This window comes from Planktothrix sp. PCC 11201 (assembly GCF_900009135.1).
Lineage (GTDB): Bacteria > Cyanobacteriota > Cyanobacteriia > Cyanobacteriales > Microcoleaceae > Planktothrix.
Genome location: NZ_LT797688.1, coordinates 816,982 through 832,421, shown reverse-complemented (window position 1 = coordinate 832,421; position 15,440 = coordinate 816,982). Strand labels below are relative to the sequence as shown.

Here is a 15,440-nt window from a genome sequence, read left to right as displayed (position 1 = left end):
TGTATGAAATTTTACCCTAATAAAAAAAGCTCAGGTATCACTACCTAAGCCTTCTTTATTTAGATGAAACCGAAGGGTCAAAAAGCCATTTAATAGCGACTACGACCACCGCCACCACCGCCATAGGAGGAGCGACCACCACCCGACGATCCTCGGTCTTCTTTCGGTTTAGCTTTGTTCACTTTCAGGTCTCGACCCATCCATTCCGCTCCATCTAGTGCTTCAATAGCTGCTGTTTCTTCTGCGTCATTTTCCATTTCCACAAAAGCAAAGCCCCGCACTCGACCGGTTTCACGATCTGTAGGGAGTTGAACCCGTTTAACATTACCGTACTCTGTAAAGACCCCTCTTAGATCGTCTTCAATAACGTCATAAGAAAGATTGCCGACATAAATAGACATAGGGCATCTCCAAAATCAAAATAGTGCGGAGCTTAGAATTTCGGAGAGAAGCCTGTCCAAACCAAACGGGAAATGCCCATCAAGACTACAAACAAAAGCCACTACCGAATTTCACTCTCATTAACCACTTTAGTGTAACCTATTTTTAATTAAATTGACAGTTCTGCAACAATTCCCCAAATTTTGGCTTTACTGAGGAACCTTTGAATCTTGGAATTCAGTCCGATCTAGCAACCCAAATCAATCTCAAATCAAAAAGCTTAGATATTACGACCTAACCAATAAAAAAGCTCAGGTATTACTACCTAAGCTTTCTTATTTAGATGAAGTCGAGCATATGCCCGCAGTCAAATCCTAATTGGAGTAGCGACCACCGCCGCCACCGCGACCACCGCCGCCACCGCCACGATTACCACCGCCACCACCATAGGAGGAGCGACCACCGCCACCACCACCTGAATTTTCACGGGGTTTGGCTTTGTTCACTTTCATGGTGCGACCCATCCAATCAGCACCATCGAGTTCTTCAATGGCTTTGTCTTCTTGCGTTTCAGTTTCCATTTCCACAAAAGCAAAGCCTCTGACTCGGCCGGTTTCACGGTCTTTAGGAAGTTGAACTCGTTTAACCTCACCATACTCTGCAAAAACGCTGCTCAGATCCTCCTCGCTGACATCGTAAGAAAGATTACCGACATAAATAGACATAGGGTATCTCCAAAATCAAAATAGTGCGGAGGTTAGAATTTCGGAGAGAAGCCTGTCCAAACCAAACGGGAAATGCCCATCAAGACTACAAACAAAAGCTACAACCGAATTTTACTCTCACTGATTACTTTAGCACAACCTGTTAAAAAACAGGCACTGACACTCCCGCAACAATCCTAGGGATTGATCTTAGGGCTCTTGCTTCACGGAGGAGCACTTTTAGTGCAAGCACTCTGACATCCTCTCCACAAGCCCAAAACTCGGTATGTCTTACCTTACACAAAAAAACCCTTGCCCACCAATGTTCCTAGCATTGACTAGATTTCCGTGGGTCAAATTTTTAGTAGCGTCGCGAGTAATTCTGTTTATCTCCCCAGCTACCACCAGAAGACTTGCGATCTTCCCTGGGTCTGGCTTTATTCACCTTCAGAACTCGACCCATCCATTCTGCCGAATCGAGTTCACCAATTGCTTTGGTTTCTTCGTCATCCGTTGCCATTTTGATGAAGCCAAAACCCCGTTTTTTTTGGGTTTCCCGGTCAATAGGGATTTGAACATCTGTGACAGAACCATACTCACCAAAAACTGCTGTGAGGTCGGTTTCTGTTACGTCGTAAGACAGATTGCCTACATAAATCGTCATTAATTACCTTTTCAGTCAAAAATCAAGGGGTGTGCGGAGATTGGAACTCGGAGGCAAACGGGTAGAACTTACACTAAGGAGCAAAAACATTCCTGATGCCCTAGCAAACTAGGCTACCGATATCTAATCTTTCCAGGATTATAACATTCTTTTGTGAAAAAGCTATATCTATCCTTTGACAGAGTTAATTTCTTTGACTCGATTGTGCTTAAACTGAAGCCCCTCTAGTGTCTGATCCTATTGTTAAATATTGTAAAGGATGGTTTGGGTATTATTTTGGGTATCTCATTGAGTCACGGATATTTGCTCAGAGGTCAATTTTAATTAACTAAGTTGACTCGTTAAGAACTCCGTTGCTTTGGAACAGTCCAATGGTTTAGAAATCAGATAACCCTGTCCATAATTACACCCCAACTCGGTTAGTTTTTCTAACTGAATCTTTGTTTCAATGCCTTCTGCTATCACATCCATTCCCAAGCTATGGGCTAACATAATAATCGTATGAATAATTTCTGATCCCTTAGCTTCCGACTGGATTTGGCTAACAAAAGAACGATCAATTTTTAAGGTACACAGGGGAAAATTATGTAGCCGACTCAAAGAGGAATAGCCTGTGCCAAAATCATCAATACATAACTCAATTCCGATAGCCAGGAGTTGGTGGATTAAATCCTTATTAAAGGTTAGGGTTTCTAAAAAACAAGTTTCAGTAATTTCTAGTTTTAAGCTCCAATTCTTTAGAATATAATTGTCCATAATTTGCTGAATTTTTTCTACTAAATTGATTTGTTTTAAATCAATAGGAGATAGATTAATATTAATGCTCAATGGGGGTAAATTTGGAAATTGCTGGTTCCAACAATTCATTTGGTAACAGGCTTGTTTTAATACCCATAAATCTATCGCTTGAATTAATCCTGTTTCCTCCGCAATTGGAATGAAATCATCGGGACTAGTCATGTTTTTCAAGGGATTATTCCAACGAATTAATACCTCAAATCCTGTTATTTTCCCTGTTGCTAAGGCAATAATGGGTTGATAGTTTAAAATAAATTCCCGACGAATTAAGGCTTGTCTTAACTGATTTTCCTGTTCTAAACGTTGCAGGGCTGGAATTTGCATAGCCTGGGTTAATACTTGATAACAACCTTTGCCTAAATGTTTGGCATTATACATGGCAATATCCGCATCTCTAATTACGGCTTCCGCTTGAAAATATCCCATGGAACTGAGGGTAATTCCAATACTAACCCCGGTAAAAATCTGGTTATTGTTAATATAAAAAGGACGTTTAAGCTGTTCAATAATGCGTTGCGCTACATCGGTCACTTCATCTTCATTGTGAATATTTTCTAGTAAAATAATAAACTCATCTCCCCCAAGTCTGGCAACGGTATCCTGAGATTTGGTTTCTGCTCTTAAGCGATGGGCTACACTCTTTAATAATTCATCTCCGACCAAATGACCCAAACTATCATTAACCACTTTAAAACGATCTAAATCCAAAAACAAAACCGCATATAAATAATAGCTTTCTTTTTGATTGATTTCAATTAAATGCTGAATTTTTTTTAATACCAAAGCCCGATTAGGCAGCCCAGTCAAACTATCGTGAAAAGCATCAAATTTTAGTTTTTCTTCCTGTTTTAATAATTCTATTTGTGTTTTTTGTAAATCTTCTAAAGCCAAAGAAAGTTCGGCCGTTCGTTGATAGACTCGTTCTTCTAATTTTTTATTATAGTTTTCAATATGTGCCTTAGCTTCTTTGAGTTCAGCCGTGCGTTCTTCCACTCGAATTTCTAACTCCTCAAAAACGCGCTTTAATCGCATAGCCATTTGATTAAATGACCTCGCCAAAATTCCCAGTTCATCTTCTCGATTTAATTCAATATTCTGGTCTAATTCTCCTTGGGCGATCGCTTGACTAGCTTGACTTAATCGAATCAAAGGAGCCGTAATTCTATGGGCTGTTATTATTCCTAAACTAGTTGCTATTATCAGAGATAAAATACACAGAAATAACGTAAATATTGTATTATGAATAATCAAATCCATAAAATCCCGTTCGGGAACTACAATACAAATTAGCCAATCAATACCCCTGGGATCTGAGAAGGGAAAAACCTTGACAATATATCGTTCCTGCTCCCATTTAAAATCTAAAGCAATAGACTCTTGAATAGATTCAAAATTTGTGACCTTATTTTGTATATTTTTAGCCGTGGCCTTAATTAAAATATCATCACTGTTAATCGCTTTTACTCTTTGAAGTTCATGCTCTTTAATGATAAAAGGATTAGTGGCTGAAGAACTAGCAATTAAAAGACCAGAACGATCTATAATAAAGCTCTGTCCAGATTTACCAATCTTCACATTCCTCAGAAAATTACTAATATCTGACAGGTATAAGGCTGTATCTAGTACGCCTAATAAACGTCCTTTTGCATCATAAAGGGGTAAAACAGCATCGATGGCTAAGGTTTGGCGAGAAAACCAAAGATAAATTGGAGTCCAGACGCCTGTTTTAGCTTCGTTTGCCGCTTGATACCAGGGACGACGACGGGGATCATAATTAGGCAATCTTTCTAGGAGTTTAACCCGTTCTCCCGTTGGGGTTAAGCGGTAAATATGAAACCAATCTTGAGTAGAATTCTGAACAATTTCCAGATTAAATTGTTGATTATTGATTCTTTGAATACCAATATATTCTCCCTGTTCACTTCCCCAAGCCACATAATCAATGGAAGGTAAAGCCTTGAGTTGACCCAGAAAAAACCTTTGTAAACCCGTGAAATCTGTTAAAGAAATAAATTCTTGAGTCAGCGCGTTTTTATTCGTCTCATTCATAAGATGAGCCTGATCCAGATAGGTTCTTAGGGATAACTCTATCCTGCTACTAATTTCTTGATGTAACTGAGTGGCTAAGTCATTGACCGCCTTTTGCCCATTTCTATAAGAAAAAAATCCCGTTATTCCCACGGCGATCGCAATTTGTAGCACAAAAGGAATAACGAGAAGTTGACGGAGTGATAATTTCACCGGTGTCGATCTCCTTGTGGGGAATAGGGAATAGGCAATAGGCAATAGGCAATAGCCAGCCGATCAAGTATCTGTAGTAAACATTACAAGGATGGAATAAGCTGTTGTGCATTTAAACTCTATATTCTAGGGAGCGAGGACGCTCCCACACTCCGTCTCACCCGTCGCGGATTGCTATAGATATACAACAGCTTAACTGATACGAAAATTAAAATTTTCGACTTTCAAACCCAACTCGGGGACAATTGATTTCTAATTCCCAAAAGTCAACCAATCCCATCTTAATGGTTTGGAATGGCACAGGTCGCAGGAAAGGAATCGGATCATAATCGGGGTTATCCGGTTCATCGGGGGGAGTAGTTCTAGGAGGGGCAGAATTAGTCGGGGGACGACGGGACTCTTGGGGTTCATCGGCAGCAGGATTAGAAGTAGCCACGCGACGAGATCCCAAGGGAACTACTTTATTTTGGGTGGAGGTAGCGGGATCGGAGATTTGGGTGGGTCTGGAAAGATCCATTTGTACCGGATAAATCCGTTGGGCGGTCAGTTCTGCCCGCTTTTCCTTAAATCCTTCCTGCCGGTCAATGGTATTCATTGCCAGACGACCTTCGATAATAATTTGATCTCCTTGATGATATTTTTCGTGAACTTCTTGAGCAAAATTTCCCCAGGCAATTACTTTTAAAGTAGCGGGCGGATCAATATCCCTAAGTCCGGGAAACTGAACCAACATTTCAGTCAGGGCAATTTGATTATCGGGGGTATAACGAAGTTGCGGATCTTGAATAATCTCCGCCATTAGAATAATACTGTTCATTTTTTGATCAATAAATTCAAGTACAAGGTTAAACTCTCTCCTAGAGTAGAGTTTTTTCAATCATGACATTTTTATTGGAAAATTTAAACGGTTTTTGATTAATTTTTTACTTTAAATATCTTCGCGGTGATCCATCCCTTGAGATTGATTCACAAAATCATGAACTAAATTGCGATATTCTCGCAAGGTCGTATCAACCCAATCGCGATCAATGCTATTGGCAAAAATATGAACCTGGGGTTCTCCCGCATCGGGTAAAATCAGAACCCAGTTATCGTCTTGGTAGTTAATTAATTTGACTCCATCAATTAATTCTAAGTTTTCGGGGGAATGGGTTTCGACTAAATGCCGCATCAATGCTCCTTTAACCGTCCAAGGACAACGCACGGTATAGCGACGATGGACAACGTGGGGTAAATCGGCTCGTACCTGGGTTAGCGATCTTTCCTGACTGGTTAACAGTTCAATAATTTTAGCAATAGAAAACATGGCATCAAACCCGGGATGCAGTTGGGGGAAGATAAATCCCATATCGCCACTGCCACCTAAAACTACGTTAGGATTGCGGTGACAAGCTTCCATTAAGGCCGTTGGATTTGCCTTGGTGCGGATGACTTTAGCATCGAAACGACGGGCAATTTGTTCGACGGCGGAGGAAGTATGTACAGGAACCACAACGGTACTGCGGGGATGGGAAGTTAAGACCATATTCACCATCAGGGAGGTCAAAAATTCCCCACGGATGGGACTTCCAGTTTCATCCACTAACATAAATTGTTCCCCATTGGCATAAACCTGGGCTCCAAAATTAGCGCGTAGTGCTTCGACGACTCGCCCTAATTGATCGAGTAAATTTTCCCGTTCAGGAACTGATAAAGCGGTATGATTTAAACTGGCATTTAAAACCACCGCATCACAACCAAATTTAGCTAAAAGTTGGGGTAAAATTGCTCCAGAAACCGCATAAACATAGTCAATCACAACTTTAGCGTTGCTGTAGCGTAAAATTTCACTATTGATATGTTTACTAAAACTGGCACTATAAATATCTAATAAATCAACCGTATAACTCACGTTACCAATTTCTGGAATTTGCGCCCGTCTTAAATCTTCCTTAAAATAAGCTCCTTCAATCTTTTTCTCTTTGGTTTTGGTAATACTAATCCCTTTATTATCCAGAAATTCAATTAATAGATAGTCTGCCCGTTCTGGGGAGAGGCGGACGTGAATTCCTCCGGCTACATTTAAAGTAGGAATAGCCGTACGAGTGATGGGAATGGCGGTGGCATCTAAGTTAATAATATTCACCCCAACGGACATTAAACCCGCCACTAAAGAACGAGTTACCATCCGAGAAATCGGCCGTTGATCCCGGGAAACTGCTACCAAAGAACCGGGTTTTAAAGTTGACCCAAAAGCTGCCCCCAATTTAACCGCAAATTCCGGGGTAATATCAATATTGGCTAATCCTTGTACTCCCCGTTGACCGAATAAATTGCGTTGGGCTGTATTCCCCCAAATTAAATTAATATTCAGAGTCGCCCCGGACTCAATTTTTTTACTCGGCCAGACCCGTACCCCGGGGCTAATTTGGGCTTCTTCCCCCACCGTGGATAAAGAACCGACCACCGCCCCTTCTAGGACATGGGCGCGACGACCCACCCGCGCACCGCGAGCAATGACACAGGCCCGCAAATGGGCATCATCCCCAATAATCGCCCCATTCCAAATAATCGGTCGTTTGATATTGGCATCGGCTCCGATGGTGATATTATCGCCAATCACGCTTCCGGCTTCAATTTGCGCCCTCGCCCCGATGCGACAATTGCGACCAATCAAAACCGGGGTTTCGATAATAGCTGTTTCATCAATAAAGGTATTTTCTCCAATCCACAGACCCGGAGAACGTTCGGGATAGGCAATTTTGAGTTTCACTTTCCCCATTAAGGCATCATAATGGGCTTCTCGATAGATGTCTAAATGACCAATATCACACCAATAATTATTAGCAATAAACCCATACATGGGTATCCCTTTTTCCAAAAGTAAGGGGAATAAATCTTGGGAAAAATCACATTCTTGATCAAAGGGAAGATACTCTAAAACTTCTGGTTCTAAAATATAGGTTCCGGTATTCACCGTATCGGAGAAAACTTCACTGGCGGCGGGTTTTTCTAAAAAGCGATTAATCCGATGATTTTCGTCGGTAATCACCACACCAAATTCTATGGGGTTGGGCATTCGGGTTAGAATCAAGGTGGCTTTGGATTGTTTCCGATGATGAAATTCGATCGCGGCGGTCAAATCAAAATCCGTAACACTATCTCCACTAATTACTAAAAAGGTTTGATCTAAAAGTTCGGCAATATTTTTAACACAACCTGCGGTTCCCAGGGGTTGATCTTCTTCCACCGCATAGGTGATTTGTACCCCTAAATGACTGCCATCATGAAAGTATTCTCGCATCACATCGGGAAGATAATGCAATGTGGCAATCACTTCTGTAATATTATGTTGTTTGAGGAGATTGATAATATGTTCAGCAATCGGACGATTGAGTATCGGTACCATTGGTTTAGGCAGATCGCAGGTTAACGGTCGTAGTCGTGTTCCTGATCCACCTGCCATTAGCACTGCTCGCATATATCCTCCTGATTGATTTAGGCTGATTTGGTGATCAGGTGTTTTCCAGATTTGATCACAGCTAGGTTTTTAAATAAATTTGTTATAATTAAAAACCTTCTCAATAATAGGATAGCAAATTTCCGATTGAATCGCTTCCCTCTTAACCCATTTTATCCCCAATGACCATTCTCTAAGATTAACTGCTAGAATAAACCCATGTTCACTATGTCTATCATCCTTTAGGTATAAAATCTTTCAGACATGAATCCCCTAATTACCCTAGTATTGGTCGTTATTTATGCGGGTGGAATCTGGAAATTTTGGACGGGGTTTGAAAATACCAACTTCAACCGCAGTTTCCAAAACCGTCTGATCTTCTCCCTGTTATGGCCAGTTTTGTTTGTATTTAATTCTTCCTATCGGAAAAACTTTAAAAAAGCATTGAAGGGCTCAAAATAGAGTGCTATAGCAATTCGCGCCGAGGTCGTAATCTTTGATTGTGGCGGTTTGGTCTCCAAACCTAGAGGTTTTCTTCACACATCTTACAATGAATGGCTAAATCTTCTAATTCATCGGGTTTTTTCAATTTGTCTGTGAGTTCCGACCCTTTGGAAAGGGCGATCGCTTCGATTGCCAATCGTTTTAATCGAGAATATCAAGGGGGATCTTTTGATTTGCCCCCAGAGGTTGAAACGATGGAAATTTTTCGCGATCGCATGGCGGGAACTTTATCAGAAAAAATCACTTCCCCCTTTTGGGAAATTGCCAAACCGCAAAAAAATCAGCACTGTTTAGATATCGGTTGTGGGGTGAGTTTTCTAATTTACCCCTGGCGAGATTGGGGAGCTTTATTTTATGGTCAAGAAATTAGTACGGTGGCTAAGGATGCCCTGAATATTCGAGGGCCACAGTTAAATTCTAAACTGTTTAAAGGGGTAAATTTAGCCCCCGGTCATCAATTGCAATATGAGGCGAATCAGTTTGATTTAGCGATCGCCACGGGATGGAGTTGTTACTATCCGATCAGTTATTGGAAATTGGTTTTAAAAGAAGTCAAGCGGGTAGTTAAACCCGGGGGAGATTTTGTTTTTGATGTTCTGATTCCCGATGCTGAATTAGCCGAAGATTGGGCAATTTTAGAAACCTATTTAGGCACGGAAGTTTTCTTGGAAACCTTAGATAATTGGGAAAAAATCATCAAAGAAACGGGAGCTAAAATTTTAAAACGCCAGCCCGGAACGTTGTTTCAACTCTATAAAATCCGCTTTTAAACGGAATCATGATCATTGACCTATTATTAATTGGTGCTTTAGGATTTCTTGGGAGTTTTGGTCACTGTTTAGGAATGTGCGGCCCCTTAACCGTTGCTTTTTCTGTTTCCGATGAATCCCTCTCTCCTGGCAAAATTCCCTGGCAATTTCATCTCTTATTAAATTTCGGCCGGATTCTTAGTTATGCCTTAGTTGGGGCAATGATTGGCGGGTTGGGTTCAGTTTTAATTGCCGGGGGACAAGTGGCAGGAATTGGCAGTATTTTTCGCCAAGGAATGGCAATTTTTACTGGGATTCTATTAATTATTTTAGGATTAGCTCAAATTAATCCAACTGTCTTTCATCGGTTCCCAATTATCCATCCTTTATCCCCGAAAAATTTACATAATCACCTGAGTAAATGGATGGTGAATGTATCTTTACAAAATCATGTTTTTACCCCGATTTTATTAGGGTTAATTTGGGGTTTAATTCCCTGTGGTTTTCTTTACACAGCCCAAATTAAAGCCGCAGAGACAGGAAATTTGGGGTTAGGAATGCTAACTATGTTAGCCTTTGGGATAGGAACTTTTCCAACGATGTTGGGCGTAGGATTATTAACCGGAAAATTCACCACCGACCGTCGAAATCAACTCTTTAGACTGGGGGGATGGATTACCTTATTAATTGGAATTTTAACCCTATTAAGAACCGGAAATCATGTTGATTATACGGGTTATGGATCTTTAATCAGTTTAATGTTTGCCTTAATTGCTCGTCCTATTAGTCGCCTATGGTCACAACCTTTAAAATATAGACGTTTTTTAGGGGTAGGAGCTTTTGTATTAGCAATTGTTCATACGGTGCAAATGTTAGATCATACGTTTCAATGGAATTTAACTGCTTTTGAATTTATGATTCCCCAACATCAAGGAGGAATTATAGCTGGCGGGTTAGCATTATTATTGATGATTCCTGCGGCGATCACCAGTTTTGATCATATTCAAAATTATTTAGGAATATTCTGGCGGAGAATTCATTTATTAGCGGTTCCAGCTTTGGTTTTAGCTGTGATTCATGCTCTGTTAATTGGTTCTAATTATTTCGGTAGATTTGATCTAACATTTCTTGATCAATTAAGAGGTTTTATTTTTATTGTTTTAACTTTAATGGTATTATTAATTAGGTATCTTCCGGTTTGGTCAATATTGGGATTAGAGAAATTTTATGTTGCACCCCTTAAACAAAAATAAGTCTTTAAAATTGTTATTAATTATTGGAACATTCCTCTGTGTTCAACCCCTGCAAAAATTCTCCTATTCTAACCTGGCTATTGCCCATGAAGTGGAAGTGTCTGGAGATGTGGCGGTAACATTCCACCTAGAACCAAATCATAATCCCCGGGCGGGAGAAAAAGCCATAATTTGGTTTGCATTAACCCGTCGTGGAGGCAAAATTATTCCCCTGTCTGAATGTAATTGTCAATTGGCAATTTATCGCGAACCTCGCTCCCCAAATACTCAACCATTAATGCGGCCCCAATTAAAAGCTATTGCTGCGGAAAAATATCAGGGTATTCCTGGAACAGAAGTTATATTTCCCCAAGCAGGAATTTATCAATTAGAACTGAAAGGAACTTCCAAAGATAACAATAGTTTTAAACCGTTTAAAACTAATTATTCCGTCACAGTCCGATAAATTTTCACAGGATTTTCTTACCAGGTGTAGGGGTGGGTTCGAGTTAACCTTTCCTACTGACAAACAATCCGATATACAGTGCTATGGAATTTTGTCAACAGTTAAAAGGCAGATAAAAACGATACTAACCCGTCTCATCTTAAATTCCAAAAGACTTTAGCCCACAGCAAACCCCCGAAACCCGAAATTCCAGACCAGAAAAAGTTAGGAGATCGTTGCTGCGGTGATCCCCCTTTCAGATAAAATGGTATACGCGACATCCAATAGAGCAAACATCACCCCAGCAATGGGTGAAAGGAGACACATAGATCTCCACCGGATGGCAACACCCTTCCCCCAGTGAAAGGAGATTGCAGGCGGTTAAAACCGCTATGAATCTTGGTTGATGAGCAATGTCGAATCATTTTCTCTCAGGTCTAAAGACACTGAGTTTTCCAATTCCTATGAGGTTTTTATGAGTGACAACATCGCAGAAAGAGTAAAAAAAATTATTTCAGAACAATTGGACGTTGATGAACAGAAAGTTATTCCATCGGCTAACTTCTTTGAAGACTTAAGCGCCGATTCTCTGGATATAGTAGAACTGGTTATGGCATTAGAAGAAGAATTTGATACCGAAATTCCTGATGAAGATGCTGAAAATATTAAGACCGTTCAAGACGCTATAGACTATATCACAGCAAATCAGCAGTAGACTACATCGACAACCAAGCCAAAGCATTGGCTTAATCTGCAACTGGGGTAAAATCAACAGAAAAAGCGGAGGATTAGCCGTTGGTCAGTCCCACAGAAACTTTCCTGTATCCGACTGTCTGAACTAGGCAATCCTAACCCATCTTAATTAAACTGCCATTATAACGTTGGTTGTGGTTCTCACCGACGTTCTGCATTTTGGGTGATCAATTTTTGAATCGAATATCATGACTACGATGAATTTGAAGCGCGTTGTTGTAACAGGTTTAGGGGCAATTACTCCGCTGGGAAATACCAAGGCTGAATATTGGGACGGGTTAATTAACGGACGCAATGGAATTGGCCCAATCACCCGATTTGATGCGTCAAAGCACGATTGTCGCATTGCTGGTGAGGTAAAGGGATTTGACCCCTGTGATTACATCTCGCGCAAAGAAGCCAAGCGTATGGATCGCTTTGCTCAGTTTGCGGTGGCGGCTAGTCAGCAAGCCGTTTCTGATGCCGGATTCGTGATTAATGACTTAAATGCAGAACAGGTGGGTGTCATTATTGGCACGGGTATTGGCGGACTGAAGGTGCTTGAAGATCAGCAAGAGATCTATTTAAATCGTGGCCCCGATCGCTGTAGTCCATTCATGATCCCGATGATGATTGCCAATATGGCAGCCGGACTCACGGCTATTCATACGGGGGCAAAAGGGCCTAACTCCTGTTCGGTAACGGCCTGCGCGGCTGGCTCCAATTCCGTGGGCGATGCCTTTCGTTTAATTCAACGGGGCTATGCTCAAGCGATGATTTGTGGCGGCACCGAAGCGGCGGTTACTCCGTTATCGGTGGCGGGATTTGCCGCGGCCCGGGCACTGTCTACTCGCAATCATGAACCCCTGAAGGCCTGTCGTCCGTTTGATCGCGATCGGGATGGGTTTGTGATGGGAGAGGGAGCCGGAATTTTACTATTAGAAGAATTAGAGGGTGCTTTAAGTCGGGGCGCTCGGATTTATGCGGAATTGGTGGGTTATGGGATGACCTGTGATGCCTACCACATGACCTCCCCGGTTCCTGGGGGAGAAGGCGCAAGTCGGGCAATTTCCTTAGCGATCAAGGATGCCGGAATTACCCCGGATCAAATTAGTTATATTAATGCCCATGGAACCAGTACCTCGGCTAACGACACGACGGAAACCGCAGCAATTAAACGGATATTAGGCGAGAGTGCTTACAAAGTGATGGTTAGTTCGACTAAATCAATGACCGGTCACTTATTAGGGGGATCGGGAGGCATTGAAGCGGTGGCAACGGCGATGGCGATTGCCGAAGATCGGGTGCCTCCGACGATTAATTTGGATAATCCCGATCCTGATTGTGATTTAGATTATGTTCCCCACCAGAGTCGCGCCCAAGTGGTTGATGTGGCTTTATCCAATTCCTTTGGATTTGGGGGTCATAATGTGACCCTAGTCTTTAGAAAGTTTCAACCTAATGGTTGAGCGGAAAATCTCAGGATACCACCCTCTGAATTGATTCGGGGGGTGGGTTTGAGGCGGAAGCGGTATGCTCTCCAATCTGGTTTTGGGGGATAAGCTGTTGTTTATCCCTCTTCCGTCACTCTCCGAATTAAGCAAGTAGTAAATCAACTAAATTATCCAGAAGAATAAAAGGGTTTAAATCCATTCATGGCACTAATGAGACGATTGAATCCCAGCAATAAATCGGAATTGGGAAAAATATCTAGCCAGGGATAAATTAACCAAAATAGCAACAGTGGTTGGACAATTAAGCGAAGATTATTTAGCACATTCTTCCATCCGTGTTCATGATCCCATTGTTGATGCTCAGAAAAATCAACAGAATTACTTTCTTGTACATGAGGTTCAATTTGACGAGCTTGATTCAAGCCGAAAAAAGCGGGAGAATTTAAACTAATCATTGTGTAAACACAAAAAATAATTGACCACCACTTTTCAATATCCTTAAAATTAGTAAAACGGTAGTCTGTCCAACCTAATTCTTGTTTACATTGCCGAAAGCCATATTCTACCCATGTTCTTAATCCATAAAGATTGCCCACAATTTTCTTGAGTTTACCTTGGAGATTCGTTTTAACAAATGAAGTAGAATTGGACGGCATTGTTTCTGGATCGGTAGTTAACTCCCAATATGTTACCGCTCCTTTTTTACCATAAATTATTTCTCTAATATATCTATTTTCTGATTTTCCGTCGCTAAATACTCTTTTAAATTGACACCATTTATTGGCTCTAACCTTTTGGCTAGAAGGCAGCCAGACTCCATGATTTCCTCTTGATTGGTGCAATTATTCCTAAATGTAAATATTTAAAACATTCATAACTTCTTACTTCTTTGAATAAGTCTTTATACTCGGCACAATATTCATCTATTACTCTCGTTGTTGATTGTGCGTCTCTTGCCAAATGTTTTAGAACTTGTAACTCTACATCCATTGCTCTGCCTCATTTGTAGCGTTTTTATCTTTTCACACTTTAATTTTAACACTCGGAGAGTGACAGAAGAGGGGTATTGCAAGAGGCAATAGGGAATAGGCAATCTCGCTATAGGTAAATACTTACTGTGAGCAGCTTTTAGCTTTCAAGAATGTCCTAATAGATGTGGCGACTGCTATAACATTTCAATACCGTTGTTTTATCCTATACAGGACTTACGCAGCTACGCTATGCGTAGCGTAGCCCTGTATAGAAAATCGCGTTTTCACGCTCGGCGGGTATAAAACCCAACTGAACAATTAAAAAACAGACAATAATCGAATCAATGTTAAAATAGGAAGATAATATATTCTTGAAAAAAATGAGTATAAATTATTTAGACTATTGTCAATATCTCCTAAGTAGTCAAATCAATTATACCTTAACTAACTTTGCTGATCACATTCAGGAGTTTAGCCACGATACAATTAATCGCTACTTAAATTCAGAAGATTTAACATCGGAACTGCTTTGGGAAAAAGTTCGCTCAGGACTGGAAAATCATCTTTACGATCCAGATGGAGATGGGAAAACGAAGCTAGATCATGTGGCAGATATGCTGAATGATGCTATTTTCAAAAAAAAGATTTTGTTTAGTCAAGTCCTAATGGACAGTTGGTATGCAGCCCAAAAGCTAATGTCTTTAATTGATAATTGGGGAAAGATTTATTACGTTCCGCTCAAGAAAAATCGCTTAGTAGATGACACAGGAGGGCAAAATAAATATCAACCGATTGAACAGCTAACTTGGTCAGAATTAGAACAAGAGCAAGGTAAGCTGATCAAAATTAATAAATTTCCGAGAGACAAAAAAGTGAAGTTATTTCGGGTAACTGTTTCAGCCAACAGAACGGAATATATAGCAACTAATGATTTAATTCAATTTATGAATTAAAAGCTAATTTATTGTCTAAATACCTCAGTCAAGAACTTAAATATCCGTCTTTGAAGCTCAAATTTATTGAGCTTTAAAATTGATGAATTGAGACTAATTTAATCAGGTTGTGTGGCGATTCTCTGAGCTAAAACGCCGAAAATCGCCCGATTTTCTATGCGCTATATATAGCG

General features: G+C 40.7%; 11 protein-coding genes and 2 pseudogenes. 6 read left to right on the top strand and 7 right to left on the bottom strand.

Annotated features, from left to right (window positions below; translation table 11 throughout):
- Window positions 1-89: 89 nt before the first annotated feature.
- The 6 genes from PL11201_RS04355 to PL11201_RS04330 all read right to left on the bottom strand — a co-directional run bounded on the left by PL11201_RS04355 (window position 90) and on the right by PL11201_RS04330 (window position 8,248).
- Window positions 90-401: an RNA recognition motif domain-containing protein gene (locus tag PL11201_RS04355; protein WP_079677356.1), complete on the bottom strand. Its 312-nt coding sequence runs from the start codon at window positions 399-401 to the stop codon at window positions 90-92.
- A 354-nt stretch (window positions 402-755) separates the two neighbouring features.
- Window positions 756-1,106, bottom strand: coding sequence for an RNA recognition motif domain-containing protein (locus PL11201_RS27280; RefSeq protein ID WP_079677355.1), 351 nt, complete (start codon window positions 1,104-1,106; stop codon window positions 756-758).
- A gap of 340 nt (window positions 1,107-1,446) precedes the next feature.
- Window positions 1,447-1,749, bottom strand: coding sequence for an RNA recognition motif domain-containing protein (locus tag PL11201_RS04345; RefSeq protein ID WP_079677354.1), 303 nt, complete (start codon window positions 1,747-1,749; stop codon window positions 1,447-1,449).
- A 324-nt stretch (window positions 1,750-2,073) separates the two neighbouring features.
- Window positions 2,074-4,788, bottom strand: a complete 2,715-nt coding sequence (locus PL11201_RS04340) for a bifunctional diguanylate cyclase/phosphodiesterase (protein WP_159451511.1) — start codon at window positions 4,786-4,788, stop codon at window positions 2,074-2,076.
- 208 nt (window positions 4,789-4,996) lie between these two features.
- A complete protein-coding gene (locus tag PL11201_RS04335) occupies window positions 4,997-5,605 on the bottom strand; it encodes a single-stranded DNA-binding protein (protein ID WP_079677352.1) in 609 nt (202 codons plus the stop codon).
- A 111-nt stretch (window positions 5,606-5,716) separates the two neighbouring features.
- Complete coding sequence (locus PL11201_RS04330; protein ID WP_079677351.1) at window positions 5,717-8,248, bottom strand: mannose-1-phosphate guanyltransferase; 2,532 nt, start codon at window positions 8,246-8,248, stop codon at window positions 5,717-5,719.
- Window positions 8,249-8,781: 533 nt separating this feature from the next.
- On the opposite strand from PL11201_RS04330, the gene PL11201_RS04320 reads away from it, so the two are divergent.
- The 5 genes from PL11201_RS04320 to fabF all read left to right on the top strand — a co-directional run bounded on the left by PL11201_RS04320 (window position 8,782) and on the right by fabF (window position 13,358).
- Window positions 8,782-9,501 carry a class I SAM-dependent methyltransferase gene (locus PL11201_RS04320; protein WP_079677349.1) on the top strand — a complete coding sequence of 240 codons (720 nt, stop codon included), beginning with the start codon at window positions 8,782-8,784 and terminating at the stop codon, window positions 9,499-9,501.
- 8 nt (window positions 9,502-9,509) lie between these two features.
- A complete protein-coding gene (locus tag PL11201_RS04315) occupies window positions 9,510-10,733 on the top strand; it encodes an urease accessory protein UreH domain-containing protein (protein ID WP_339394343.1) in 1,224 nt (407 codons plus the stop codon).
- On the top strand, window positions 10,708-11,178 hold the full coding sequence (locus PL11201_RS04310; protein ID WP_079677348.1) for a hypothetical protein: 471 nt from the start codon (window positions 10,708-10,710) through the stop codon (window positions 11,176-11,178). Before PL11201_RS04315 ends, PL11201_RS04310 begins: the two co-directional genes overlap by 26 nt.
- A 454-nt stretch (window positions 11,179-11,632) precedes the next feature.
- Window positions 11,633-11,872 (top strand): acyl carrier protein, encoded by a 240-nt coding sequence (gene acpP, locus PL11201_RS04305; protein ID WP_079677407.1) that lies wholly within the window; start codon window positions 11,633-11,635, stop codon window positions 11,870-11,872.
- Between the two features lie 226 nt (window positions 11,873-12,098).
- Window positions 12,099-13,358, top strand: a complete 1,260-nt coding sequence (gene fabF / locus PL11201_RS04300; protein ID WP_079677347.1) for a beta-ketoacyl-ACP synthase II — start codon at window positions 12,099-12,101, stop codon at window positions 13,356-13,358.
- 152 nt (window positions 13,359-13,510) lie between these two features.
- Here the strand turns inward: fabF and PL11201_RS04295 are convergent.
- Window positions 13,511-14,333 (bottom strand): annotated as a pseudogene (locus PL11201_RS04295) (hypothetical protein).
- Between the two features lie 361 nt (window positions 14,334-14,694).
- Between PL11201_RS04295 and PL11201_RS04290 the strand changes: the two are divergent.
- A pseudogene (locus PL11201_RS04290) lies at window positions 14,695-15,255 on the top strand (IS701 family transposase); the annotation flags it as partial.
- Window positions 15,256-15,440 lie beyond the last annotated feature (185 nt).

Bases quoted from the DNA above. Each gene is read 5' to 3' on its own strand.
- PL11201_RS04355 (WP_079677356.1), bottom strand. From the start codon at position 401: ATGTCTATTTATGTCGGCAATCTTTCTTATGACGTTATTGAAGACGAT.
- PL11201_RS04310 (WP_079677348.1), top strand. From the start codon at position 10,708: ATGTTGCACCCCTTAAACAAAAATAAGTCTTTAAAATTGTTATTAATT.
- acpP (WP_079677407.1), top strand. From the start codon at position 11,633: ATGAGTGACAACATCGCAGAAAGAGTAAAAAAAATTATTTCAGAACAA.
- PL11201_RS04330 (WP_079677351.1), bottom strand. From the start codon at position 8,248: ATGCGAGCAGTGCTAATGGCAGGTGGATCAGGAACACGACTACGACCG.
- PL11201_RS04345 (WP_079677354.1), bottom strand. From the start codon at position 1,749: ATGACGATTTATGTAGGCAATCTGTCTTACGACGTAACAGAAACCGAC.
- PL11201_RS27280 (WP_079677355.1), bottom strand. From the start codon at position 1,106: ATGTCTATTTATGTCGGTAATCTTTCTTACGATGTCAGCGAGGAGGAT.
- fabF (WP_079677347.1), top strand. From the start codon at position 12,099: ATGACTACGATGAATTTGAAGCGCGTTGTTGTAACAGGTTTAGGGGCA.
- PL11201_RS04315 (WP_339394343.1), top strand. From the start codon at position 9,510: ATGATCATTGACCTATTATTAATTGGTGCTTTAGGATTTCTTGGGAGT.
- PL11201_RS04320 (WP_079677349.1), top strand. From the start codon at position 8,782: ATGGCTAAATCTTCTAATTCATCGGGTTTTTTCAATTTGTCTGTGAGT.
- PL11201_RS04335 (WP_079677352.1), bottom strand. From the start codon at position 5,605: ATGAACAGTATTATTCTAATGGCGGAGATTATTCAAGATCCGCAACTT.